This is a genomic window from Ramlibacter sp. (assembly GCF_028291745.1).
In the GTDB taxonomy this organism is placed as follows: domain Bacteria; phylum Pseudomonadota; class Gammaproteobacteria; order Burkholderiales; family Burkholderiaceae_C; genus Ramlibacter.
Genome location: NZ_JAQGNQ010000068.1, coordinates 124844 through 148755, shown reverse-complemented (window position 1 = coordinate 148755; position 23912 = coordinate 124844). Strand labels below are relative to the sequence as shown.

Below are 23912 nucleotides of genomic sequence, written 5' to 3'. Positions count from 1 at the left end.
GCCTACACGGCGGGCTCAGGCCGATCGTCTACTGTCTGGGCAGCTCGACTCCGCAAGCATGATGCGCCACAGCAGTGCCAGCGACCCGCGTGACCAGCGTGGCGCCGCCCGCTTCGACACCACCCTGCCGGTGTACATCGCCGGCGACGCCGGCTCGACCCAGAACATCAGCGCGCATGGCGTCTACTTCGAGACGGATGTGGCGCCGCCGCTGGGGTCGCTGGTGAATTTCTCGCTGGAGTTCACCCTGCACGGAGCGCGGCAGCGCCTGTTGTGCGAAGGCAAGGTGGTGCGCACCGAAAGGCGGGGCGGTCGCTTCGGCGTGGCTGCGCGCCTGGTGGCACCGATCTTCGACGGCGAGGAGCGGGTCGCGCTCAGTCCACGGGGCGCAGCCTTGCCCGCATGACGCCGCTACCCGGCATCACGGCGTCGGCATCGGCGACCGGCACGCCAGTGGTATCCGCTCGCGCGGCCAGGCGCGCCCCTATCGTGTAGCCGTCGTCGCAGGGCGTGCTGCGCACCACTTCCGCCTCGCAGCGCAAGGGGTAGTTGTGGCCGTCCAGCAGGTACTCGATCACGACCTCCACCCGCGTGCCGAGTGCATAGGGGCGGTCCGCCGTGAACGAGAGGCCGCTGGCGCTGAGGTCCTGCGTCGTGCCTTCGCGGCCGTCCACGCTCACCGGCATGGCAGCGACGAAGCGCTCCGCCCGGCGGCGATCGTCTCGCGTCTGCAGGGGAACGGGAATGGTGAAGGGGGCGCCGGACATGCAGTTCCTTCCAGGGAAGCTCCACCTTACCGTTGAGGCGCGCCTTCCTTGTAGGCGGGCTTCCAGCCGGCGCGTGGGACACCGCCTATTGGGATGCCCGGCTGCCGCCAGACTACGGCCTGCGAAGATCTATTCCGACAAATGTATCGCGCGGCGCCTTCCAGCATGCCTGCTCCCACAGCGTGAAGGAGTCGCGATGCAGGACGACACCCATGAACGACGCGCGGAAGCCACGACGGTCTTCCTGGCCTGGGGCATTCCCTCGGTCGAAGCACCCGATGGCGTGTTCGACAACGCGGCGCTGTGGCTCGCAGGAGGCGCCGTCCTGCTGCTGTGGACGGGCATCTCGCTGTTGCTGACCTCTGCCTGAGCGCAATCGCGGCGTGCGGCCCGGGCGGACCGGGGCGGCACCCTGGCATGAATCTGTGGTCCTGGGACGCGGCCTGTGCCAAACTCGTGGCTGAACCGCCCCATGCCCACGACTCCTTCTTTCGAGCTTGGTAACCGCCTGCTGCCTGAGGGCCGCCGGTGGGGCTTCGGTGCGCACAGCGTCGTGCCTTACCTCACGAACGCTCTTCAGGCGCGCCCGGGAGACAACGAAGCCGTGCTCGCCTCCATCCGGAATCCGGTGTTTCCGCAGATGGAAAATTGCTTAAGGGCGTTGCCGCCGCGGCACTAGGTCGTTCTATCTAGCACGAAGCTGACGGCCGCATCACAAAGGGCTGCGCTTCTCTGTAACTCTGCTTGCTACAGTCTTCCTCCAGAAGTAACGTGCTGTTACTAGATCAGGAGGAATTCATGAAGCGTGCCTTGTTTGCGGCCCTTGTCACGGCTGTGTTCTCGGTCCCTGCACTGGCCCAGGCGCCAGCCCAGCCGTCCGTGCAGCCGATCCGTATCGGGCTCATCGTTCCCCTCACCGGCGGCTCGGCCGACATGGGCAACAGCGCCCGGATCGGCGCGCAGGTGGCGATTGCCGAGATCAATCAAGTCGGCGGCTACCTCGGGCGGCCGCTGGAACTGCTGATCCGCGACGACCAGGCCGACAACGACACGGGCCTGAAGTGGGCGCAGGAGCTGGTGCTCAAGGACAAGGTCACCGCCACGATCGGCTTTTGCAACACCGGCGTTGCGATGAAGGCGCTGGACGTGTTCCAGAAGAACCAGAGCGTCCTGATCGTGACCTGTGCGACGGGCACCGCGATCACCGCGAAGTACCCGGCCGCCGACAGCTACATCTTCCGCACCTCGCCGCGCGACCAGCTGCAGACGCAGTTCCTGGTCGACGAGATCGTCAAGCGCGGCCTGAGCAAGGTGGCGCTGCTGGTCGACGACTCGGGCTACGGCGAGGCCGGCCTCAAGGACCTGCAGGGCGCGCTGGCTCGCGCCGGCCTGAAGCCCGCAGGGGTGGCACGCTTCAAGGTGGGCGTGAAGAACCTGGAAGCGGAGATGAAGCAGCTGCAGGCCTCCGGCGCCGATTCCCTGATCGGCTGGACGGTGGGCCCGGAAGAAGGCGTGATCTCCGCCGCCCGCGCGGCGGTGGGCTGGAAGGTGCCGCAACTCGGTCCGTGGGGCCTGTCGCACGCTTCGGCGTTCGTTGCTTCCGGCGGCAAGGTGGACGGAACGGCCATGGTGCAGACCGTGCTGCCCAACGTCTTCCTGGAGCGCAACAGCGCTTTCCTGCGCGCCTACGGCAAGGCCAGCAAGGAGACTCCGATCGGCTCCATGATGTCGGCGGCGCAGAGCTATGACAGTGTCCACCTGCTGCTGCGCGCGATGTTCGATTCCAAGACCGGCCTCAGCGGCAAGGACCTGAAGAAGGCGCTGGAGAATCCCTCCAACACCTACCGCGGCGTGGTCTCCACCTACGAGCGGGCGTTCTCGCCCACCGACCACGACGCCATCTCCGGCAACATGCTGTGGCTGGGCACCTGGCGCAACGGCGAGCGCGGCTACTACTACAAGGACGACGAGCGCAAGGCGAGCATCATCCGCCGCAAGGAATCGACGGCGGCCAAGTAAGCCGCTCGCCGCAACCGGCGCATCATCGGGGGACATCGCAAGGAGGCCGGCATGACTCAATGGCGCAAGCGCTCCCCCGAGGAGGTCTGGTCCGAGCAGGACATCCGCGAGCGGCTGCAGGCGGAATTGCCCGCCTGGTACTTCGAGGATGGCTGGATCCGCCGCAAGTACAAGACCAGCGGCTGGAAGGCCACCTTGATGGTGGTCAACACCGTGGGCCATCTCGCGGAGGCGGCCTGGCACCATCCGGACCTGGCGGTCTCGTATGCCTTCGTGATCGTGAAGCTGGTGAACCACGCGGCCAAGGGCGTGACCGAGAAGGACTTCGCGCTGGCCCGCAAGATCGAGGACGTGATCATGTGGCAGCCCGGCGGGGAAGCGGACTCCGCCCTCGAGGGCACGCCCGACGATCCACGCTTCAAGTACCTGAAATACGACTGAGGCGGGCACGCTCGCGGCGCAGCGCGCCGGGCCGGAAATGCAGGGCAAGCAGCAGCAATGCCAATGCGGCGGGAAGGGCCCGCAGGTCCGTCGGCACTTCGGTCGGGCGCGCGAGTGCCGGATCGCGCAACAAGGAGGGCAGGGCGGCCGGATCGCGCAGGCTTGCATAGCCCAGCCCGGTGCGCTGCGCCAGTGCCCGCAGGTGCGGCTCGCGCAGTTCCGACAGATGTTCGTGCGAGCGCGACGGACCATCGCCCTCGGCACGCTGCAGGACATCGGTGGCGCGCCACCAGCCGATCCGATGGCCATCGGCATCGGTGCGGGGGATCGGCCGGGGCACGCTGCCCCCCACGCCCAGCAGCCAGCCGTGCACCTGCCCGGGCTGGACGTCGTCGAACATGGGAAAGGCGTTCAGCGGTGGCGCTTCCTGGCCGTCGGTGAGGAAGACAATCGCGGGATGCGAGGGCAACTCCTTGGCGGCACGCACCGCCCAGAACACGCCCTTGGCCACTTCGCTGGCATTGCCCCAGCGGATGCGCCCGTCGATGCCGGCCAGCGTGGCCAGCAGGTCGTCGTAGTTCTCGCAGACTTCGATCGGCGCCAGCAACAGCAGCGTCCGGTATTCGGTGAAAGCCGCCCAGCCGATGCGCGAGCCGCAGGGCAGCTCGCGCAGTGCTCGCCGCGCGGCCTCGCGCGCGAACACGAGCCGGCTGACCGGCGCCTCATCGAGCTGCGCGTCCTCCACGTCCATGCTTTGCGTGATGTCGAACACCACGACCGCCTCCGGGCGCGGCAGCGACAGCGGCAGCGGCGGCAGCACGAGCGCGAGCACCAGCAGCAGGATCGCCGCCACCAGCAGTGAAGCATCGGGCAGGGCCGCGCGGCCGGCGGACCACCAGCGCCTCCAGCGTGTCACGGCAGGTCGCTCCGGATCGAAGGCGCGGTGGTGACGGCGCGTTCGCGCTGCACCGGCGGCTCGTTGTCGGCGGCCGCCTGGTCGTCCAGTTCCGGTGCGAGCCACAGCGCCTGTTCGAGGTTGTAGCGCGCATCCCAGGCCAGCGGATCGGCCCGCAGCGCGTCGCGATAGGCCTGCTTGGCCAGCTCCAGCAAGGGCAGCGACTCCGCGGCCTGCCCGGCGCCGTTCCTGAGGGCTGTGCGCAGGTGCAGATTGCCCAGGTTGTAGAACGCCGCGGCGCGCAAAGGTCCGCGCTCGGCCTGCGCAAAGGTCTTGTACGCGTTCTGCGCCGCCTCGTTGCGGCCGGCGCGCGCCAGGGCCAGCGCGTGCGCGAAGCGCGCCTGCGCGAAATCGCCAGCCGTGCCGGCGGGATCGGCGGCCTGCGCGATGGCCTCGTTCACGCGCTGCGCCTGCGCCAGGCGCAGGCCCTGCAGCGACGCGGGCACGGCGAGAGCGACCGCGAGGGCCGCAAACACCAGATGCACGACCAGCCGCCGCCTCACGACCAGGACCTCAGACTGACGGCCCGCAGCGCCAGCACCAGCGCGCAACACGCGAGCGCCACCGCCAGCGCCACCCCGCTGTAGTCGCGGCGCGGCACGCGCTGCAGGTCTTCCAGCGGGAAGTTCTGCTCGCGGCCGATGTCGGCCACGGCGCGCGCGAGGCCCGCGGGGTCGTCGGCCTCGTAGGCGCGGTAGCTGCCCGGCAAGCTCTGGAAGAAGCGGTGCAGCGCGATCTCGGGCACCGCTTCGCTGGCCTCGGTGGAGCCGGCGAGCGTGGGGCTGTTGACCGATCGCAGGTAGATCCAGCGCACCGACACCCGATTGCGCAGCGCCGCGGCGTAGAGGCGTCGCTTGGTCACGGTGTCCAGGCGCGCGCCGCCGTCGGAGACCAGCAGCACGACGCGGTTGCCGGTGTACGCACGCCGGTCGAACTCCGCGATGGCAGCGGCGAGGGCGCGACCCACGTCGGTGTCGGCGAGCCCGCGGCCGATGCCGCCGGCGGCGATGCCCGCCTGCACCACGGCGTCGTGGTTGGTGAAGCGCACGACCTGGATCGGATTGGTGCTGAAGAACAGCAAGGCGAAGCGATCGTCCGCGCGCTCGCGCACGAACCGCGACAGCAGTTCGCCCGCCACCTTGCCCTTCGGCTCTCCGCGCGATTGCGCCTGGTAGCGCAGGTTGAGCGGATCGATGGTGCGCCAGTCGGCCGGCAGCATGCGCTCGTCCATGCTGCGGCTGCGGTCGATCAGCAACACGATCTCGGCGCCGCGCCCGGTGCGCGGCACGAAGGCGTCCGGCCGCACCGGCTGCGCGATGGCCAGCACGATCGCCAGCATCGCGGCCGACGCCAGCAGCCGCCACGCCCACCCGAGCACGGCGCCGGCGCGATCCGCCGGCAGCCATGCGAGCTGCGGCACCACCAGCGCGTGGCGACGCTGTCGCACCAGGGGCAGCACGGCCAGCGGCAGCAGCAGCAAGGCCCACGCATGCACGAACGCGAGCTGCGGATTCATGCGCCGTGCCTGCGTTCGAGCCGGCGCAGTTGCCGGCACAGCGCCAGCGGCGACTCGGCTTGCGCCGGCGGACCCGCGCCGAAAAAGAGGCTCGCCGAGTCGGCATAGAAGCGCTCGACCTGCGCCTGCACTGGCCGCAGCCAGGGCGCCCGGTCGAACAAGATGGCCAGTGTGCCGGTATGCAGCACGCGGCCGGCGGTCCCGTCGAACGCGTGATGCAAGGCGACCCGTGCCGCGGCGGGTGCCGTGCCCCTGGCGCGCAACTGGCGCAGTGCGCGGGCAAAAGGCAGGCGGCTGCGCGCCCGCCAGACCGTCCAGGCCACGAAGGCCAGCCAGGCGACGAGCGTCGCGGCCAGGGCGGCCAGCCACTGCCACAGGCGGCGCTGCATCGCACCGGTCGCAATGAACGGTGCCGGATGATCGGCGCGCAGCGAGACGGCTTCACCGGCTGCCGGTGGCGCGGTCAAAGGGCCGACGCTGATCGTCGCAGCAGGCACGCGCAAGGTCGGCGTGCCCGCGGCACCGGCCAGCTCCCAGCCGGGGATGGCGACCCTTGCCAGCGTGCGTGGGGCGGTGATGACCTGGTAATCCACGGCCAGCCAGCGGCGGCCGTCCGCATCGCGCTCGATGCGCGCGGTGCGGCGCTCCAGCCAGCTGTTGGCGCGGCCGGCTTCGGGCAGCGTCGAAGGCGCGATGGCACGGCCGTCGCGCGCCAGCAGCACGCGCTGCGTAGCGATGTCGCCCACGCTGTAGCCGAAGGGGCGCGGCTGCATCACCACGGCGTCGGCCGGTGCCGGTGCCTGCGCGCCTGCGGTCCCCGACATCGCGCCGGCGAGTACCGCGACGATCACGGCGATGCGCTTCACGCCTGCCCCTCGAGCAGATGACTGCTCAGCGCCTGCGCATCGAAAGCGCCCTGCAGGTAGAACGGTCGCAGCCCACGGGCGCCAAACAGGGCATCGAGCTCCGCGCGCCGGCGCGCCAGGGCATCGCGCCAGCGCGCGCGCAGCGCCGGTCGCAGCCAGAAACTGCGCGTGCTCCCGCTCTCGGCGTCGGCCAGCATCGCCAGTCCATCGCGTGCCGGCGGCTCGACTTCCGCAGGGTCCCACACGACCAGGGGCACCACGTGGGCGGGTGCCAGCAGGTCGAGCACGGCAGGCAGGCCGGCCAGTGGCCAATGGAAATCCGAGACCAGGAAGACGATGCCGCTGCGCCCGGCCAGCAGGGTCGCCGCCTCGCGCAGGCCCTCGATCCCGCCGGCGCCGCCTTGCGATTGCAGCAGCATCGTCGCGAGCAGTTCCCCCATGCCGCGATGCCGCCAGCCGGGAATGCGCAGCTCGGGCCGCTCGCGGCGGTCGAAGGCCACCATGCCGACGGCATCGCCCACCCGAAATGCGCTGTGGCCGAGCGCTTCGACAAACTCGGCCACCGCCTGCATCTTGCCGGGCGAACCGAAACGCATGGACGCCGAGACGTCGACCAGCAGGCGCACGGTCATCGCCACGCGCTCGCGCTGCACCCGCACCAGCCACTGCGGCGGCACGCTGGCGACGCTCGCCCGCAGGTCGAGCCGGCGGGCGTCCGGGCGCGCGAACAGGCTCTGGTGTCCCACGAATTCGAGGCCGTGGCCCAGCGCCATGCCGGCATGGCTGCCGGTGCGCTGCCCGCCCACCCGCGCCGGCGATCGATAGTGGAACTCCTGCACGGTCGCCATGGCGCGCACGCTCAGCGCGGGGTGGGCACGCGCTGCAGCAGTTGCGCGGTGAGCGCGTCGGCGATCTGCGCGTGGCGCATCTCGTACAGGGGCGTAAAGAACACGCGATGGCCCATGACCGCCGGGAAGACGGTGGCCACGTCGTCAGGCAGCACGTGGTCGCGCCCGGCCAGCCAGGCGGCCACGCGCGCGGCGCGCACGAGCGCCATGGCGCCGCGCGGGCTGGCCCCGGCCAGCATCAGGCGGTCGATCTCGACGCCCTCGATGCACACCTCGAAGCGCTGCGGCGCCTGCGTCGCATCCCACAGGTCCATCACGTAGCGTTGCAGCGATTCGCTGGCCACCACGCTGGCCTGGATGGCGGCGCCGATGTCGTTCAGGTCGCTCGCCGCGACGATCGCGGGCTCCACCCGTTCGAGCAAGGCCTCGGGATCGTGGAACGCGGGGTCGAACACGATGGCGTGCCGCGCGCCAGGGTCGGTCGGCGCGGCCATCCGCAGCTCGAACATGAAACGGTCGCGCGCCGCGGCGGGCAGTTCGAAGGTCTCTTCGCGCTCCAGCCGGTTGCGGTCGGCGAACACCGTCAGGTGCGGAAAGCTGAACTCGCGGTTGAACGCCGAGACGCGCCGCTCCGCCATCGCCCGCAGCAGCAGCGCCTGCACCTGGGGCCGCGCCCGGTTGATCTCGTTGAAGAAGAAGGTGGCGAGCGCATCGCCATGCCGCAGCAGCGGGCCGGGCTCGATGCGCGGCTTGCCGTGCTCGTCGACGAAGGTGTGATAGACGAGGTCGCCCGGCATGAGGTCGACGGTGCCCTCGATGCGTTCGAAGGCACCGCCCACGGCCCGCGCGAAGGCGCGCAGCACGGTCGTCTTGCCGACCCCCACGTCCCCTTCGAGCAGCACGTGCCCGCGCGCGAACAGCGCCACGTTGATCATGCGCAGCGTCTCGGGCTGGCCGATCACCGCGCGCGCGACGTTCTCCTCGATGCGCAGCGCGCGCTGGCGCCAGTCCTGCAGCAGTTCGTCAGCGCGCCGCATCGGGCGCCAGGAGGCAGCTCTTGCGCGCAGCCACCTGCAACTGCCGGAACCTGCGGATCTGCACCTGCAGCGGTTCGACGTCGCGGATGTACGAGCCGCGCTCGCCGCCTATGCTGTTGGCGTTGGTTGCCGTGCTCATGGTCACGTAGTCGTCGAACGGCACCTCGCGCGCTATCGTGTCCAGCACGCAGGAACACTTGTTCAGCATCTCGTAGTGCCCGCCCGGGTGATCGTGCATGCAGGCCTCGACGTAGATCACCCGTTCGGACGTGGGGTAGTCGTGGGCCCGGGCCGCCATCGGTGCCGCCAGCAGGGCCGCGGCGATCCAGCAAACGCTTGTCGGTGATGCGCGCATCGTTGCTGCTCCTCGCTGTGGGCTACTTCGTTTCCTGGATCGTGAGGCTGCGCCGTGCGAGCGCACCCGCACCGGCGGCCCTGGCGGGCACCGTGGCACTCATCGCGTACACGCCGCCGGGCACCGCATCGGCCAGCACGAAGGCGTATTCGGTGGCGGCCTGCTCCTCGAAGCGGGCCCGGTACGGGTCGTCGAGGTAAGGCGCGACCCGCACCGTCTTGGCGGGCACGCTGCGGCCGCCCCACTGCACGGTGCCGCTGGTGACCGTGGCGCTATCGGCGAGAGCCTGCCGGATGCGCCGGCGGAAGTGCGCGGCCTCGCCGCTGGTGGTCCGCTGCAGCAGCCGCACCTCGCCTTCGAGGAAATACAGCAGCATCGGATTGGCGCGGGCGTCGGGGATGTCCGGCAGGCTCACCGCGAGCCGCCCCGAGAGATAGTCGCCGTGCACCTGGCAGCAGCGGCCCGACGCGTCGGGGCCCAGCGTCAGCACGGCGCGATCGGTCACCTGCGGCTGGCCCGCGGCGTCGGCGACATAGGCATAGCGAATCACCTGCGGCTGGCGTTGCGCCGCGAGGTGCTCGTGGATGAAAACGAGCTGCTCCGCCTCGGAGGGCGCGGAGCTGCCTGCCGTGGGGGCTTGCGGGGTCGGCGCCTGCGCGTAGGCTGCGCCCACCAGGGCGATGACCAGCACGAGCGCGCGCATGGTGCGCCGCCTCACCTGGAAGCGCTCGCGGCCTGCTCGGCCACGAGGGGCACGCCGTACTCGCGCAGGATGGCGAGGATCTCTTCGCGATGCTTCACGAGCAGCCCCTCGATCTGCTGCTTCCACTTCGGCTCGCCGTAGCGCACGCCCATCGCGATCGCGTACTCGAGCGGCAGGCCGGGTTCGGAGCGCATCAGCGCCACCTGCAACTCGGGCGAGCGCACGCGCCTGGCGAAGAAGCCGGCGATCGGCCCCCAGACGATGGCGGCGTCGATCTTGCCCTGGGCGAGGTCGCGCTCGATGATCTGCCCCGGGTACTGCTCCGGGTCGGGTTGCATGATCGAATAAGGCACGCCGCGGTCCACCAGCCCGTGCCGCACCAGCCACAGCGAGCCGGGCGAGCGGTCGTACAGGCCGATGCGCAGCGTGCGCAGTTGCTCCGGGGGCAGGGCGAGCAGGTCGTCGGAGGTGTGCACGCCGTCCAGGCCCTTGCCCTTGGGAAACACCAGCGCGTACGAGGAAGTGAAATACGGCTTGGTGGCGGAGACCTGGTCGAAGCCGGCCGGCACGTCCATCACCAGGTCGCAGGGATAGTCCTGGTCGGGCAGCTTGTAGCGCAGGGTGTTGCGGATGAAGGCCAGCCGGTTGGGAAACGAGTAATACACGACCGGCAGGCCGAGGTCGCGCGCGAACAGTTCGGCGATCCGGTTTTCGAAACCTTCGCCGCGCAGGTTGGAATAAGGCAGGTTGTTGGGGTCCTGGCAGACCTTGAGGGCCGTGCGTGGCACGTCTTCGGGCGCCGGCTGCGCGTGGGCCGCAACGCAGGCCCAGGCCAGTGCCACGGCCGCCAGCGCGCGCCACGGGCGCGCTTTCATGTTGGCGCGCCGCGTCCGCGGGTTCATGATCCCGACCCCGGCGCGTCCATCGGCTCGACCCGCGCGCGCGTGATGGCGCCATCGGAGCGGCCCTTGAGATAGGCGTACAGCGCATCGATGTTGGTCATCACCGTGGTGTTGGTCGCGAAGCTGATCATCCCCTTTTCCTGGCGCCCGTCCCGCACGGTCTTGATGAAGTCGTCCTTGCTCAGGACCTTCAGGCTGTTGACCAGGGAGGGGCCGACCAGGCCTTCCTGGTTCGCCCCGTGGCAGCGGTCGCAGGCGGCGGCGCGCCAGGTGCGAAAGCCGGTCATGGTGAAGGCATCGACCTTGTAGCCGTCGACCACCTTGTACGGTGTGGCCTGGGCGGGAGCCGGGCCCTGGGCGGCGACACTGGCCGCGGCAATGGGCAAGGCGGTCAACACGAGACGCACTAGCTTGGACATCATGTTCGGATACCGCTTTCGAAAAACTGCTGTTCAAGCCGAAGCGATGGCGCGCGGAGAGCGCGCCATCGCCAGGCAGCTGCGGGGTGTCCTCAGTTGGGCAGGGCAAAGACGGTCAGCGATCCGCCCAGTTCGGTGTACTGGTTCAGTTCGCGGTAGCCACCCACGGCGCCCAGGCCGTCGGTGTCCTTCTCCAGGCCCGCGGCCATGCCGATGCCGGCCCAGCCGCCGATGCCGGAGAAGACACCGATGTACTGCTTGCCCCGGTGCTCATACGTGAACACGTTGCCGATGATCCCGGAGGGCGTCTTGAACTTGAACAGTTCCTTGTTGATGTCCTTGGCGTCGACGCACTTGAGGTAACCCTCGAGCGTGCCGAAGCAGGACATCCCGCCGGCGGTGTTGAGCGCGCCGCTCCAGACGGAGAACTTCTCCGGATGGCTCTGCACGACCTTGCCGGTGCCCGCGTCCCAGGCGATGTAGTTGCCCATGCCGCCATGGCTGTTCGGCGCCGGGAACATCGAGAGCGTGGCGCCGACGTAGGGCTGGCCTGCCGTGTATTCGACCTTGAACGGCTCGTAGTCCATGCACACGTGGTTGGTGGGCACGTAGAACAGCTTGGTGTTCGGGTCGAACGAAGCGGGTTGCTGGTCCTTCGAGCCGAGCGCCGCCGGGCAGACACCCTTGGTATTCACGTCGGGTCCGTTGGCCGCGGTCGAATACTTCTTCACGCCCATCGGCCGGCCGGACTTCATGTCGACACCGGTGGCCCAGTTCACTTGCGGGTCGTACTTTTCGGCGACCAGCAGTTCGCCGGTGACCCGGTCGAGCGTGTAGCCGAAGCCGTTGCGATCGAAGTGCACCAGGGCCTTGCGCGGCTGGCCCTTGACGTTGATGTCCGCGAGGATCATCTCGTTGATGCCGTCGAAGTCCCACTCGTCATAGGGCGTCATCTGGTACACCCACTTGGCCATGCCGGTGTCGACGTCGCGGGCCATGATGGTCATCGACCACTTGTTGTCGCCCGGACGCTGCGCCGGATTCCAGGTGGATGGATTCCCGGTGCCGTAGTACATGGTGTTGGTGGCCTTGTCGTAGCTGTACCAGCCCCACGTCGTGCCGCCACCGATCTTCCACTGATCGCCCTGCCAGGTCTTGAGCGAGGAGTTCGCGCCGACCGGTGCCATGCGGCCGTCCGTCCACGTCATCGTCTTCTGCGGATCCATCAGCATCTCGGCATCCGGGCCGACGCTGTAGGCGCGCCAGACCTGCTTGCCGCTGTTGATGTCATACGCGCTGATGTAGCCGCGCACGCCCCACTCGCCGCCGCTGATGCCGGTGATCACCTTGTCCTTGTAGACGTGCGGTGCGTTGGTGTTGACCGCGCCCAGCTTGGGGTCGCCGTTCTTCACCGACCACACCACCTTGCCGGTCTTGCTGTCGAGGGCGACCAGGGTGCTGTCGGCCTGCTGCAGGAACACCTTGCCCTCGGCATAGGCGAGGCCGCGGTTGACGGTGTCGCAGCACATCTGCGGGATCACCGCCGGGTCCTGCCGCGGCTCGTATTTCCAGACGATCTTCTGCGTGTTCAGGTCCATCGCGAACACCTTGTTCGGGAAGGGCGAGTGCAGGTACATCATGTCGCCGATCACCAGCGGCGAGCCTTCGTGGCCGCGCAGCACGCCGGTGGAGAAGGTCCACGCGACCTGCATCTTGCCGACGTTGTTGGTATTGATCTGGTTGAGCTTGCTGTAGCGCTGGTTGAACATGTCGCCAGCTTGTACCGCCCAGTTCTTCGGGTCGGCGATGTTCTTCTCGACGTCCGCGTTGGCGTGGGCCAGCACGGGCACGGCGGCGAACAGGGTGGTGGCGGTCCATTGCCGCCAGGAAATGCGTCCTCGGGTCATCTCGGGTCTCCTTCCTTATGCAGACAGCGGAACTCAGGCAGCAGCCTGGAACGGGTGGGCGGCGCGCCCCTTCATTTCCACCACCTGGGCGGGCGAAGGTTCGCGGTTGACGGCGCGCTTGATCGATTCCTTGACCGCGCGGTAGTTGTATTCCTGGATCTTCTTGTCGTCTTCGGCCAGCCAGTGGATGAACACGCCGACGCAGATGAAGATGTCGTCGGCTTCCTCCAGCGGGATGGTGCCGTCCTCGACGCAGTCGGCCACCGCCATGGCCACCGCATGCTGCGCGGGCCCGAACATCTGCACGGCCTGCTTGGCGCCCTTGATCGTCACCTTGTTGAACATGACGGTGGCGGGTTTGGCCACCAGGTTGGGCGCCACCACCGCCAGCAGCGAGGTGAAGCCGTCCTTGTTGTTGGTCAAGGCATTGGCGAACGCGGTCTCCGCGGGGGAACCGCGTGGCCCGATGAGAAGGTCGATGTGGGCGACTTCGTTGCCCTCTCCGACAAGCGACTCTCCAATCAGCAGGCGGTCGATCTTGGCCATGTGTGCTCCTGTCCGGTCCGGGTTTGCGTTGGTTTGCGCGCGGGCGACGCCCGGTGCGCACAAGGTCGCTCACATATTCCGTGCCGCCCGGGCTCAGTAGAAACGCGGGGTGGTGCGCGCCGGCGATCAAGCGACCAGTGCGGCGAGCAGCGCAACTGCCACGCACAGGTCGGCGCTGGTGCCGGGATTGAGCCGCCTCGCCTTGAGGTCTTCGTCCCAGCGGGCGAAAGCGGGATCGCTGTCCAGCGGCTCGCCGCGGCGCGCGCGCGTGCGCCACTGCGCCGCCTCACCGATGACACACTGCGCCATCGCGGCTCCGTGTTTTCGCACAATGTGTGAGTCGGGCAGCGCGGCCACGAACTCCAGGAAGGTGACTTGCATCGCCCGCGCGTCAGCCGCTTGCAGAGCCTCGCCGGTGGCCAAGGCGGTGGCGTGCGCGGTCAGGAACGCGGGCAGCCCGAGCTCGAACACGTCGGCGAATGCGTGGGTGTACTGCCAGGCAATGCGGTCGCGCTCGGCGGCCAGAGCCATCGCCGAGCGCAGGTCCACGGTGGGTGGGTCCGCCACGTCCTGCCGCGGCGCATGGCCGAGCCCGCCGGGCTGGGCCAGCGCGATGGCGCGGTAGGTGGCACGCGCGTCGTCGACGGTGAGCGACTGCAGCACGCTTGCCAGCGCGACGCGCAGGGCATCCGCGCCTTCGCGGTCCCGCTGTTCGAACGCGGCCAGCAAGGGCGCGCACAGCAGCACGATGCCAAGGTTCGTATTGCAGCCTGCCGCCTGCCAGGAGGCGCGCACGGCCGCTTCGATGCGTTCGCCTACGGGGCAGCCGGGCGCGGTGATCGCGTCGGCGGCGGCAGTCGCGCTCGCGAGGAACTGCGCGGCGTCCATGCCGTGGCCGGGCGAGGCCAGGCTCACGTTGCCGGGTTTGCGCGCCTGCACGTCCAGCCGGCAGGCGCGCAGGAAGGCCGCGCGTGCCCGGCTGTCGTCGCTCACGCCTGCAGCCGCTGCGCACCGGCCGCGCATCGGCGATCCAGCAGGTCGTCGACCAGGGCCTGGGCGATGTTGAAAGGCGTGACACCCTGCAGCCCCTGCCACGCCGCCACGCCGTTGACTTCGAGCACCTGCGCGCCATCGCCCGTGGGGACCAGGTCGACGCCCGCATAGTCCATGGAGAGCGCGCGCGCGGCGGCCTCGGACAGGCGTGCCAGCTCGGGGCCGATGTCCTCGGCCAGCGACTGCGGCTCGCAGCGGGCGCCGCGCGCGACGTTGTGCACCCAGTCGACGCTGACGCGGCGCATGGCGGCCAGGGCGACGCCGCCCACCACCAGCACGCGGAAATCGTGGCCCGGCGCGCTGCGGGCCTCCACGAAGCGCTGCAGGTAGGCCAGGCCGCCATACGCGCCCTCGAGCGCCGACAAGGGGACGTGCGCGCCATCGACCCAGCCGACGCGCTGCAATCCCTGTCCTTGCGAGCCGAACAGCGGCTTGAGCACGAGCGCGCGGCCGGCCGCGCTTTCGCGCGTGACCAGTTGCTGGGCCGTGGCGCTCGACTCCATCGCCCAGGTCGCTGGGGTTGCGACCCCGGCCGCATGCAGCAGCAGGCTCGTCATCGACTTGTCGACGCTGCGCTCGATCGCCCGCGCGTCGTTGTAGACCGGCACGCCGAACTCGCGCAGCGCGTGCAGCACGCCCAGCCGCTTGGTCACCTGCTCGAAGCTGCCGCCGGCGATGCCGCGCACGAGCACGGCATCCGGCAGATCCTGGCCGTAGCCCGGCAGTACGAGCCCGTGCCAGGCGTGCGTGGTGGCTATGCGGCATTGCGCCAGGTCGAGACAGCGGCCGGTGCAGCCGCGCGCACGCAGGGCACGCAGCAGTTCGCGCGTGTGCCAGCCGGTCTCGTCGGTCATGATGGCCACGCGTAGGCCGGGGCGCACGGGCTTCATGCCTCCTGCCACAGGCTGCGCAACAGGTCCATGTGCAAGGCGCCGGCGTGCCAGGTGCGGCCGCTGCCGACGTGCGTGACCCAGGCCTCGGCCGGCGCGAACAGTCCCGCATCCAGCTGGTAGAAATCGCGGCCGGCCGCCTCGAACAGTTCGCCGAAGGACCGGCCGTGGTCCGGCGAATTTTCCGACGGCAGCTTGCGCGCGAGCTCGCGCGCGGCGTCCGCCGAGCCGGTGACGCTCAGGTGCACCTGGCCGCCATAGAGGATCGCATCGTTGGTGCGGGCCATCGCCTGCAAGGCGTCGGCGCCACGCGCCGGCAGCGGCGCGCAGCCGGAGCCCTCGACGATGTCGTGCAAGGCGAATCCCAGCGCATGCGCGCGATGCAGCGCCACCTCGAGCATGCGCGCGACGATCTGCGTGGTGCCCGCCAGGCTGGCCGTGGGCGTGAGCACGATGGCCAGCCCCGCGGGCTGCAGCGCGCAATCGCGCAGGACCTTGGCGATCACGCTGGGCGGCGGTGGGCGGTCGACCTCCATCACCAGCACGCCGGTGTCGCCGCGGTCGCGGTAATCGAGCTCGGCGAACAGCGGCTCCTTGGCAGCCAGCGCCCGCGCCGGGCCTGAGCCGAGCGCGAAGAACTTCTTGCCGCCCGTTTCTTCCGCGCTGGCGGCCAGGCTCCAGCCGGCGTACTGGCTGCCCAGGCACGCGAGGACGGGCTGCGAGGTCCGCACCTGCAGCCAGGTCGGCCAGCCCTCGCGCGGCAGCGCGGCCAGCCGCACTTCGCCGAGCCCGCCCATGCACAGCTCGGCGATCTGCAGGCCGGCCTGGATGCTGCCCGGCACCGTGATGCCGGCATCGACCAGCGCCACGCCCTCGGCGTTGCGGCTGACCGCGATGCGCAGGCGCCCGGCGTCGCGCAGCAGGGTCTCGAGCAGCGGGGCCGCCAGTGCGTTGACGCTGGGAGGGGTGTTCATGCAGCGAATTCCTCGGGAGAGAGCAGGGCGTGACACACCTCGGCGGCACGGCGCTCGAGCGCGGCGAGCAGCGCGTCGGCGTGGTCCGCGCTCGCCGAAACATTGCACACCGGCTCGCCGGCGGCGAAGCGCGTGTGGGGTGCCGGCAGGTCGTGGCAGTCCGGGGAGCGGGCGAGTGCGGCAGCAAGGGCCGGCGTGACCTGGCAGTCCTCGGGCGCATACACGGTGAGGCAGCCTCGCAAGCCCGGGGCATGGGCCGGCGGTGCGTCCGGCAGCGCGCCGCCGACCGCGCGGACGTGCGCCTGCAGCAGGCCGCCCGGCCAGGCCTGCGCATGCAGCAGCATGGTGGCCGAGGGACGCGGATTGATTTCGAGCAGCCAGGCGCGGCCCTCGTGCGCCATGAAGTCGAGGCTGGCGAGGCCGCGCAGTGCCAAGGCCGGCACCAGCTGCTCGAGCGCGTGCTGGAGCTGCGCCCGCAGTGCATCGTCGGCGATCGGCCCGAGCGCGCCGTGATAGACGAAGGGCAGTTGGCCCAGCGGCCGCACGATCAGCCGGTTGAGGCCGACCAGGCGAAAGCCCTGCCCATCGGCCAGGAAGAGAGCGGACATCGGCACGCCCGGCTGCAGGCGCTGGTAATAGTCCGCCGCGCCTGCGGGCTCGGCCGCGCTGGCTGCCCGGATATGCCAGCCGCCCGATCCACTCGCATTCTTGTGCAGCCAGCCATGCAGCTGCGCGGGCCGCTCGAAGGTGACCTCGGGGTGCTGCAGGCCGAGCTGGTCCAGCAGCAAAAAGAACGAGCGCGGCTCGCGCACGCGCCGCACCGCAGCGGCGCTCATCCCCAGCAAGGGCAGCCCGGGAATGCCAAGCTCCAGCAATTCGGGATGCGCCTCGATACCGCCGCCCGCGATCCAGCCGATCACGCCCGGCCGGCCCGCGGCCCGCTGCAATGCAGGCGCGACCAGCGCAGGGACGATCGTGAATGAGCTCGCATCGCCGATGCTTTCCCAATGGATGCTGGCGCGCCGGGTATCCGCATCGCCGAACAGGTCGAGCGCAATCACGCGCCAGCCGGCCTGGCGCGCGGACTCCGCCAGCGGCCGCGCCCACAGCCCGGCGACGACCACAGTCGAATCGCTCATGGCCGGCCGCTCAGCGACCCTTTTCCGCCACGACCGCCCGGGCTTGCGCAAAGGCCTCGTCGAAGCCGAACACCACCGGCTGCCCGGACTCGCGCATGCGGGTGAGCAGGCGGTGCTGCACCTGGTACTTCACGTTGCCGACGGCCAGTGCGCCGATCGCAACGGCGTCCGTTCCTGCCAGCGGCTGCGCATCGTCCTTGGCGCCCACACCGGCCAGGCCGGAGGGCGGCACGGCGTTGATATCGACCGCGACTTTCAGCTGCCGCGCAGCGGCGAGGTCTTCCTGGCCGGCGACCTGCACGCCCGGCGCGGCAACGGCCATCACCACGTCGGCCTCGGCCAGTGCGGCTCGCAGCTCTTGCGGACTTCCCGTCGCAGCGCCTTGCAGCGACACGCCAAAGCGCGCAGCGGTGGCGGCCGCTTCGTCTTTCGCCGACGCTTCCTTGCGGCTGCCCAGGATGGCGCGCGCGCCATGCCGCGCACAGAGCACCGCCGCCACCCGCCCGACTGGCCCGGTGCCGCCCAGCAGCAGCACCTGCTTGCCTGCGAGGCCGCCCTCCTGGCGCAGCGCCGCCTCGGTGCAGGCCACCATCGCCGCAGCTGTCGTGTAGGCCCCACTCGGGTCCGCGCACAGCGACACCGCGAACGGCGGCATCATCGCCTTGCGCGCGAGCTGCAGCATCTCGTCGGCCAGCAGCACGTCGCGCCCGCCGATGAAGAGACCGGTGCGCGCCGCCCCCTTGGGCCCGCGCGAGAAGATCGCGTCCTGCACGAGCGACGTGATGCCTTCGCGCGTGACGTGGCAGTAAGGCGTGATCACCTGGTAGCCGGCGTCGGCGGCCATGTTGACGTCGAACGGGCTCATCTGCGGCCCGGGCGTGAACATGTGCAGGATGTAAGGGCGTTCCATCTTCATCCTCCGGCGGCGCGCAGGTCGCAGACCGTGGCGCCGCGGTTGCGTGGGCGAACCGTCGTGATCTCGAGCGCCGGGTCGACCACCCCGGCTTCGCGGGCGGCGGCAAGCACGGCTTGCGCTTGTGCCTGGTCGGGCAGGAAGGCAAAAGCGGCCGGGCCCCAGGAGCTCTGGCCGATGCCAGCCGGGGTGCGTGCGGCGATCCACTGCAGCAGCCGGCCGGCGGCGGGGCTGGTGAAGGCGCGACCCTGCTGTGCCGGCGCGAAGTGCTCGCCCAGCACCTGCTGCATCCGGGTGAGCCCCTCCGCGAAGGGGATGAACTCGCCGCCCGCGGCTCCGGGCAGCACGCGCATCAGCACCTCGTGGCAGATCTCGGCCGCGGCCGCTCGCGGCAGCGGCGGCAGCGTGGCGAGGGTGCTCTTCTCGGCCGGGCCGAACAGGCCCTGCACCCGCGGATCCAGCACGAGGAGGGAGCGCCAGGCGGCCGGCAGTGCGACCCGGGTGAGGATGGCGCCGGGCGAGCCATCCGCGCGGGGCCCGCCATCGAGCAGCAGTCCGCCCTGGTCGAAGCCGGCGATGCCGATGCCGGAACGCGCGCCGCGCCCGAGCAGGGCTGCAAGCTCCATGCTGTCCATGTTCAGGTCGAAGTTGGCGCAGAACGCGCGGCCGACGGCCAGGGCCAGCTGCGTCCCCGAGCCGAGGCCGATGTGCGCGGGCAGGGCGTTGCGCAAGCGCAGCCGCACCGGGTCGCCGCAGCCGGTGGCGCGGCGCAGCGTTGCGAGATGGCCTTGCGCTTTGGCCAGTGGTGCCGTGCCGCCGGCAAAGGTATCGAAGCGGTCGCTGGCGGCGCGGCCGATTTCGACGATCGTCTCCGGCCCGTCGAAGACGATCCCGAGACTGCCGAACGGCCGCCCGAGCGTGCCGGCCGGATCGAGAAAGCCCAGGTGCAGCCGCGCGGGCGCATGCACGCGCACCCGGCCCGCCGGCCATGGCCTTTCGGGGACCACCAACTCGGGTTCGCATTCGCCTTGCATGAAGGAATCCGTGCTGTTCATCGGCTGCCCGGCACCAGCCCGTGGCCGATCAGGCGCAGCGTGGCGACGCGCGCCGCGGCGGCTGGCGGCAGGGTGCGGCGGCGCTCTATCGTCACGCCCACGGCCGCCGTGTCCGCGAACTTGCGCGGCTTGGCGATGCGCACGCGCACCCAGTGCGCCTTGAATTCGTCGAGAACGATGCGCGCCACCTGCTCGGCCAGCGCTTCGAGCAACTGCACGCGATGTTCGCGCAACAGGCGAAGCAGGCGCGCGTGCAGCTCGCCGTAGTCGAGCGTGTGGGCAATGCAATCGCTCTCGCAGGCGCGCCCGCGCGGCAAGCCGGCACAGACGTCCAGGGTGATGGGCTGTGGCACATGCAGCTCGCTGTCGTGGATTCCGATCACCGTCTCGGCCGTGAAGCCTTCGAGGAAGACCAGGTCGAGCGGCTCGCTTTCGGCGGGCGTCCAGGCGCGCGCTTCGGCCGGATCGGCAAGGGCATGGAACATCGCTGAATCCCCTCGGCAGTGGATCTGCCGAGGGCACTCGCAGCAACTCCTGCGCCATCCGCTGCCTTGCGGGCCTCGGGATATACGGAAGTTCACAAATTCGTGAGCACGGCAGGACACACTGCTCCAGAATGGCAGCGCACTGCCCGGACGCGTCCGCGCGGTGCGGTGAGCGAGGGGGAGACAAAAATGCCGATATCCGATCCGCTGGAGCACGCGCATCGCGTGCTCGACGTGGTCCGTGGCGGGATCCAGCACGTGACGAGCGATGCCGTCGCGCACTCGTGGGCGCGTTGCGTCAACGAGCACGGGCTCGATCCGAGCCAGCCACGCCGGCCCCCCGTGCTGGGCCGGTCGGACCTGCCTTCGCGCCAGAGCCGCATGGCTTCGGTGATCGACTGCGCGCGCTACGAGATGACCACTCTGTACCAGCAGCTCGGCGACCCCGAGCTGGCCGTGGTGCTCACCGACACCGACGGCGTGATCCTGCACATGGTCACCTCCCAGGAATTCGAGCGCCAGGCCCAGCCGCTCGGCCTGGAGGTCGGCGCCGTCTGGAGCGAAGCCGAGGCCGGCACCAATGGCATGGGCACCTGCGTGGTCGAGGCCGGGCCGGTGGTAGTGCAGCAGACCGATCACTTCCTCAGCCAGTACACGGGCCTGACCTGCTCCGCCGTCCCCATCTACGACCCGGCCGGGCAGATGACCGCGGTGCTGGACGTCAGCAGCCGCTCGGTGCACGCGCAGCGCCACTTGCTGGTCCTGCTGGGCATGACGGCCCGGATGATCGAGAACCGGCTGATCGACACGCGCTTTCGCGACGCGCACCCGGTGCACTTCCACAGCCGGCCCGAGTTCGTCTACACGCTGCACGAGGGCAAGCTGGTGGTCGACGACGAAGGGCGCATCCTCGCGGCCAACCACAGCGCGCTGATGCAGCTGGAGATCACGCACCGCGAACTGCGCAGCTCGCGCCTGGAGCAGATCTTCCAGACCACCCTGGACGACATGCTGGAACGCAGCCACCGCGCGTCCTTCCGGCCCATCGTCACCTATCGCGCCAATGCGGCCCACCGCTTCTTCGCGGTCGCGCGCCAGCCGGCCCGCGACGAGAACCCGGGCGTCGCGCGGACTTTCACGCCGGCACGCATGCGCCTGCCCGCGCTGCCGGCGACGCCGGTGCCGCCGCGCGCCCGTCCGGCCACCGAACGCCACGCTGCGGCACCGACCTTCGGCGACGCCCGCCTGCTGGCGCACCTGGCCACCGCCGGACGCGTGGTCGCCAGCGGCACGCCGCTGCTGCTGCGGGCCGAGACCGGCGCCGGCAAGGAGGTCTTCGCCCGCGCCGTGCACACGGGGGGCAGCCGCTGCGGCGGGCCCTTCGTTGCGATCAACTGCGCGAGCCTGCCGGAGATGCTGATCGAAGCCGAGCTGTTCGGCTATCGCGCCGGCGCCTTCACGGGCGCGGAGAAGAGCGGGCGCCGGGGCAAGATCGTGCAGGCCGATGGCGGCACGCTGTTCCTCGACGAGATCGGCGACATGCCGCTGCCCCTGCAGGCGCGGCTGCTGCGCGTGCTGGACGAGCGCATGGTCACGCCACTGGGCACCGACGAGGCGCGGCCGGTCGACTTCCTTCTGATCAGCGCGAGCCACTGCAACCTGGCGGAGATGGTGGGCGAGGGCACCTTCCGCGAGGATCTCTATTACCGGCTCGCCGGGATCGAGCTGCAGCTGCCGCCCCTGCGGGAGCGCAGCGATCGCGCCGAGATCATCCGCAACCTGCTGCTCGACGAGGGCCGAACCGATACCGCGATCAGCCCCGCGGCCTGGGACTTGCTGTTGCGTCACCCATGGCCGGGCAACTTGAGACAACTGCACCACGTGCTGCGCAGCGCCGCGGCCCTGGCGGGCGGAGCGCCCCTGGGCCTGGAGCATTTCCCCTCGCTGGGCGCACCGCCGTTGCCGTCACCGGCCAGCCGGGCAGCGGCCGTGCCCGCCGAAGCGGTGGAGGCGACGCTGTCGCCGCAGCTGGCTCAGGAGCGCGAATCCCTGCTGCGCGTGCTTCAGACGCAGCGCTGGAACGTGAGCCAGGTGGCCAAGGATCTCGGCGTGAGCCGCAACACTCTGTACCGTCGCATGCACAAGCTGCGCATCCCGGTGACGCACAACGCTTGAGTTCTCCGGGCGGCCGCTTCGCCTGGGCGATCACCGGCTCGGGGCATGAGCTGCTCGAGTCGCTGGCGCTCGCGCGGCGACTGCCCGCCGTCGACCTCTTTCTCTCGGCCGCCGCCGAGGAAGTGCTGCCCATGTACGGGATCACGCTGCCCTCCTTGCGCGAGGGCTTCCGACTGTTTCGCGACAAGACGCACAGCGCCGTGCCGGTGGGCACCTTGTACGAGGAGCACTACCACACGGTGGTCGTCGCCCCGGCCACCAGCAACACGGTGGCCAAGTGCGCGCTGGGCATCAGCGACACCCTGCCCACCAACATGTTCGCGCAGGCTGGCAAGCTGGGCATTCCCAGCCTGGTATTTGCGTGCGACACCGAGCCGGTGGTGCTGACGCGCGCTCCGCACGACTGGGTGACGCTGCGGCCGCGGCGCATCGAGTTCGAGAACGTCGAGCGGCTGCGGGCGATCGAGCACTGCAGCGTCGTGTGCTCCGTGGCGCAACTCGAGGCCGCTCTCGCCGCGCGCCTGCAGGCGCTGTCGCTCGCATGGAACACATCGTCTTCCTGACCGGCCGGCTGGCCGAGCCGGCGCTGCGCCGGGTGCTGTCGCAAATCGCGCCGCCCGATGGCGACGCGCCTTTTCGCTGGGAAGTGCGCGAAATCGGACTGCAGGTGGCGGCGCTGATGACGGCCGACATGATCCGCCGCCGGGTTGTGCTGCCCCTGGCCGCCGACCGCATCCTCGTGCCCGGACGCTGCCGCGGCGACGTCGCCGCGCTGTCCGAACACTTCGGCATCCCGGTGCAGCGCGGCCCGGAAGAATTGAAGGACCTGCCGCAGTTCTTCCGCCGCAAGGCGCAGCCCGTCTCGCTCGACGCCTACGGCATCGCCATCTTTGCCGAGATCGTCGATGCGCCCCGGCTCACCGTCGCTGCCATCGTGCAACGAGCGCTGGCCTATGCCGCCGACGGGGCGAACGTGATCGATCTCGGTGGCCTGCCCGATACGCCTTTCCTGCACCTCGAGGAGAGCGTGCGGGCACTGAAGCAAGAGGGCCTGCAGGTCAGCGTCGATTCGCTGGACAGCGACGAACTGCTGCGCGGCGGACGCGCCGGCGCCGACTACCTCCTGAGCCTGACGCTCGACACGCTCTGGATCGCGCAGGAGGTCGCGTCCACCCCCGTGCTCATCGCCCGCACGCCGCAGGACGAAGCCTCGCTCTGGAGCGCCGTCGAAAGCATGCAGGCGAGCGGCCGCCCCTTCCTGGCCGATGCCATCCTCGACCCGATCCCCTACGGCCTGCTTGCCTCACTGGTGCGCTATCACCGGCTGCGCGAGCGCTTCCCCGACGTGGCCATCATGATGGGCGTGGGCAACCTCACCGAGCTGGTCGAGGCGGACACGACCGGCATCAACGCCTTGTTGCTGGGCATCGCCGCCGAACTTGGCGCCGCTGCCGTGCTGACGACGCAGGTCAGTCCGCACACCCGCCGCGCCGTGCGCGAGGCCGACTGGGCGCGGCGCATCATGCATGCGGCGGTCTCGCAGCAGATGCTGCCCAAGGGCCTGAGCGACCAGCTGATGACGGTGCACGCCCGCAGTCCGTTTCCCGACGCGCCGGAGGAGATCGCCGCGCTCGCCCGTGAGGTGCGCGATCCCAATTTCCGCGTGCAGGTGTCGCAGCAGGGCGTACATGTCTACAACCGGGAGGGCTTGCGGATCGCGCAGGACCCTTTCGAGCTCTGGCCGCAGTTGCGGCTGGAGAACGATGCCGGCCATGCCTTCTATCTCGGCGTGGAAACGGCGCGGGCGCAGATCGCCTGGCAGCTCGGCAAGCGCTATGTGCAGGACCAGCCGCTCGACTGGGGCTGCGCCGCCGACGCGCAGGCGCAGGACCTGCAACGCTGGCAGGCGCCCGGCACGACGATGGCCAAGCCCGGGCCGCAATGATC

The 23912-nt window shown here is 70.2% G+C and carries 27 protein-coding genes; 7 read left to right on the top strand and 20 right to left on the bottom strand.

What is annotated here, in order from left to right; all coding sequences use genetic code 11:
- The first annotated feature begins 58 nt into the window (after positions 1 to 58).
- Entirely contained in the window at positions 59 to 406 is a 348-nt protein-coding gene (locus JWP60_RS13070) for a PilZ domain-containing protein (RefSeq protein ID WP_299791737.1), read from the top strand.
- Here the strand turns inward: JWP60_RS13070 and JWP60_RS13065 are convergent.
- Positions 375 to 767, bottom strand: a complete 393-nt coding sequence (locus JWP60_RS13065) for a PilZ domain-containing protein (RefSeq protein ID WP_299791734.1) — start codon at positions 765 to 767, stop codon at positions 375 to 377. The genes JWP60_RS13070 and JWP60_RS13065 overlap by 32 nt on opposite strands.
- Before the next feature lie 196 nt (positions 768 to 963).
- Between JWP60_RS13065 and JWP60_RS13060 the strand changes: the two genes are divergently transcribed.
- From JWP60_RS13060 to JWP60_RS13050, 3 genes are all read left to right on the top strand, one after another.
- Entirely contained in the window at positions 964 to 1137 is a 174-nt protein-coding gene (locus tag JWP60_RS13060; RefSeq protein ID WP_299791731.1) for a hypothetical protein, read from the top strand.
- A gap of 428 nt (positions 1138 to 1565) precedes the next feature.
- Positions 1566 to 2786 carry an ABC transporter substrate-binding protein gene (locus tag JWP60_RS13055; RefSeq protein WP_299791728.1) on the top strand — a complete coding sequence of 407 codons (1221 nt, stop codon included), beginning with the start codon at positions 1566 to 1568 and terminating at the stop codon, positions 2784 to 2786.
- A 51-nt stretch (positions 2787 to 2837) separates the two neighbouring features.
- Positions 2838 to 3227, top strand: a complete 390-nt coding sequence (locus JWP60_RS13050) for a 4a-hydroxytetrahydrobiopterin dehydratase (RefSeq protein ID WP_299791725.1) — start codon at positions 2838 to 2840, stop codon at positions 3225 to 3227.
- On the opposite strand, the gene JWP60_RS13045 is transcribed toward JWP60_RS13050, so the two are convergent.
- From JWP60_RS13045 to JWP60_RS12955, 19 genes are all read right to left on the bottom strand, one after another.
- Positions 3205 to 4143: an MxaL protein gene (locus JWP60_RS13045; protein ID WP_299791722.1), complete on the bottom strand. Its 939-nt coding sequence runs from the start codon at positions 4141 to 4143 to the stop codon at positions 3205 to 3207. The genes JWP60_RS13050 and JWP60_RS13045 overlap by 23 nt on opposite strands.
- Positions 4140 to 4685, bottom strand: coding sequence for an MxaK protein (locus JWP60_RS13040; RefSeq protein ID WP_299791719.1), 546 nt, complete (start codon positions 4683 to 4685; stop codon positions 4140 to 4142). Before JWP60_RS13040 ends, JWP60_RS13045 begins: the two co-directional genes overlap by 4 nt.
- Positions 4682 to 5698: a vWA domain-containing protein gene (locus JWP60_RS13035; protein ID WP_299791716.1), complete on the bottom strand. Its 1017-nt coding sequence runs from the start codon at positions 5696 to 5698 to the stop codon at positions 4682 to 4684. The genes JWP60_RS13040 and JWP60_RS13035 overlap by 4 nt, the downstream gene beginning before the upstream one ends.
- A complete protein-coding gene (locus tag JWP60_RS13030; RefSeq protein ID WP_299791713.1) occupies positions 5695 to 6564 on the bottom strand; it encodes a calcium incorporation protein MxaA in 870 nt (289 codons plus the stop codon). The genes JWP60_RS13035 and JWP60_RS13030 overlap by 4 nt, the downstream gene beginning before the upstream one ends.
- Positions 6561 to 7412, bottom strand: a complete 852-nt coding sequence (locus tag JWP60_RS13025; protein ID WP_299791710.1) for a VWA domain-containing protein — start codon at positions 7410 to 7412, stop codon at positions 6561 to 6563. Before JWP60_RS13025 ends, JWP60_RS13030 begins: the two co-directional genes overlap by 4 nt.
- An 11-nt stretch (positions 7413 to 7423) precedes the next feature.
- Positions 7424 to 8449, bottom strand: a complete 1026-nt coding sequence (locus JWP60_RS13020; RefSeq protein WP_299791707.1) for a MoxR family ATPase — start codon at positions 8447 to 8449, stop codon at positions 7424 to 7426.
- Positions 8436 to 8804: a hypothetical protein gene (locus tag JWP60_RS13015; RefSeq protein WP_299791704.1), complete on the bottom strand. Its 369-nt coding sequence runs from the start codon at positions 8802 to 8804 to the stop codon at positions 8436 to 8438. The genes JWP60_RS13020 and JWP60_RS13015 overlap by 14 nt, the downstream gene beginning before the upstream one ends.
- 22 nt (positions 8805 to 8826) lie before the next feature.
- The gene (locus JWP60_RS13010; protein WP_299791701.1) at positions 8827 to 9507 is read right to left on the bottom strand and encodes a hypothetical protein; all 681 of its coding nucleotides are present in this window, start codon (positions 9505 to 9507) and stop codon (positions 8827 to 8829) included.
- Positions 9508 to 9518: 11 nt separating this feature from the next.
- On the bottom strand, positions 9519 to 10382 hold the full coding sequence (locus JWP60_RS13005) for a quinoprotein dehydrogenase-associated putative ABC transporter substrate-binding protein (protein WP_299791698.1): 864 nt from the start codon (positions 10380 to 10382) through the stop codon (positions 9519 to 9521).
- 23 nt (positions 10383 to 10405) lie between these two features.
- Entirely contained in the window at positions 10406 to 10831 is a 426-nt protein-coding gene (locus JWP60_RS13000) for a cytochrome c (protein WP_299791695.1), read from the bottom strand.
- Positions 10832 to 10920: 89 nt separating this feature from the next.
- Complete coding sequence (locus tag JWP60_RS12995) at positions 10921 to 12735, bottom strand: methanol/ethanol family PQQ-dependent dehydrogenase (protein ID WP_299791692.1); 1815 nt, start codon at positions 12733 to 12735, stop codon at positions 10921 to 10923.
- A 33-nt stretch (positions 12736 to 12768) separates the two neighbouring features.
- Entirely contained in the window at positions 12769 to 13281 is a 513-nt protein-coding gene (fae, locus tag JWP60_RS12990) for a formaldehyde-activating enzyme (RefSeq protein WP_299791689.1), read from the bottom strand.
- Positions 13282 to 13407: 126 nt separating this feature from the next.
- Positions 13408 to 14274, bottom strand: a complete 867-nt coding sequence (locus tag JWP60_RS12985; RefSeq protein ID WP_363320847.1) for a triphosphoribosyl-dephospho-CoA synthase — start codon at positions 14272 to 14274, stop codon at positions 13408 to 13410.
- Positions 14271 to 15224, bottom strand: coding sequence for a RimK family alpha-L-glutamate ligase (locus JWP60_RS12980; RefSeq protein WP_299791683.1), 954 nt, complete (start codon positions 15222 to 15224; stop codon positions 14271 to 14273). The genes JWP60_RS12985 and JWP60_RS12980 overlap by 4 nt, the downstream gene beginning before the upstream one ends.
- Positions 15221 to 16198, bottom strand: a complete 978-nt coding sequence (mch, locus tag JWP60_RS12975) for a methenyltetrahydromethanopterin cyclohydrolase (protein ID WP_299791680.1) — start codon at positions 16196 to 16198, stop codon at positions 15221 to 15223. Before mch ends, JWP60_RS12980 begins: the two co-directional genes overlap by 4 nt.
- Complete coding sequence (locus JWP60_RS12970) at positions 16195 to 17337, bottom strand: ATP-grasp domain-containing protein (RefSeq protein ID WP_299791677.1); 1143 nt, start codon at positions 17335 to 17337, stop codon at positions 16195 to 16197. Before JWP60_RS12970 ends, mch begins: the two co-directional genes overlap by 4 nt.
- A 10-nt stretch (positions 17338 to 17347) precedes the next feature.
- Complete coding sequence (locus tag JWP60_RS12965) at positions 17348 to 18247, bottom strand: NAD(P)-dependent methylenetetrahydromethanopterin dehydrogenase (RefSeq protein ID WP_299791674.1); 900 nt, start codon at positions 18245 to 18247, stop codon at positions 17348 to 17350.
- A 2-nt stretch (positions 18248 to 18249) separates the two neighbouring features.
- On the bottom strand, positions 18250 to 19284 hold the full coding sequence (locus JWP60_RS12960; RefSeq protein WP_299791671.1) for a beta-ribofuranosylaminobenzene 5'-phosphate synthase family protein: 1035 nt from the start codon (positions 19282 to 19284) through the stop codon (positions 18250 to 18252).
- Positions 19285 to 19301: 17 nt separating this feature from the next.
- Positions 19302 to 19790, bottom strand: coding sequence for a dihydroneopterin aldolase (locus tag JWP60_RS12955; RefSeq protein WP_299791668.1), 489 nt, complete (start codon positions 19788 to 19790; stop codon positions 19302 to 19304).
- Between the two features lie 189 nt (positions 19791 to 19979).
- On the opposite strand from JWP60_RS12955, the gene JWP60_RS12950 reads away from it, so the two are divergent.
- From JWP60_RS12950 to JWP60_RS12940, 3 genes are read left to right on the top strand one after another with little or no spacing between them, the layout of a single operon-like run.
- The gene (locus JWP60_RS12950) at positions 19980 to 21965 is read left to right on the top strand and encodes a sigma-54-dependent Fis family transcriptional regulator (RefSeq protein WP_299791665.1); all 1986 of its coding nucleotides are present in this window, start codon (positions 19980 to 19982) and stop codon (positions 21963 to 21965) included.
- On the top strand, positions 21962 to 22528 hold the full coding sequence (locus JWP60_RS12945) for a flavoprotein (protein WP_299791662.1): 567 nt from the start codon (positions 21962 to 21964) through the stop codon (positions 22526 to 22528). Before JWP60_RS12950 ends, JWP60_RS12945 begins: the two co-directional genes overlap by 4 nt.
- Entirely contained in the window at positions 22507 to 23910 is a 1404-nt protein-coding gene (locus tag JWP60_RS12940; protein ID WP_299791659.1) for a DUF6513 domain-containing protein, read from the top strand. The genes JWP60_RS12945 and JWP60_RS12940 overlap by 22 nt, the downstream gene beginning before the upstream one ends.
- Positions 23911 to 23912: the final 2 nt, after the last annotated feature.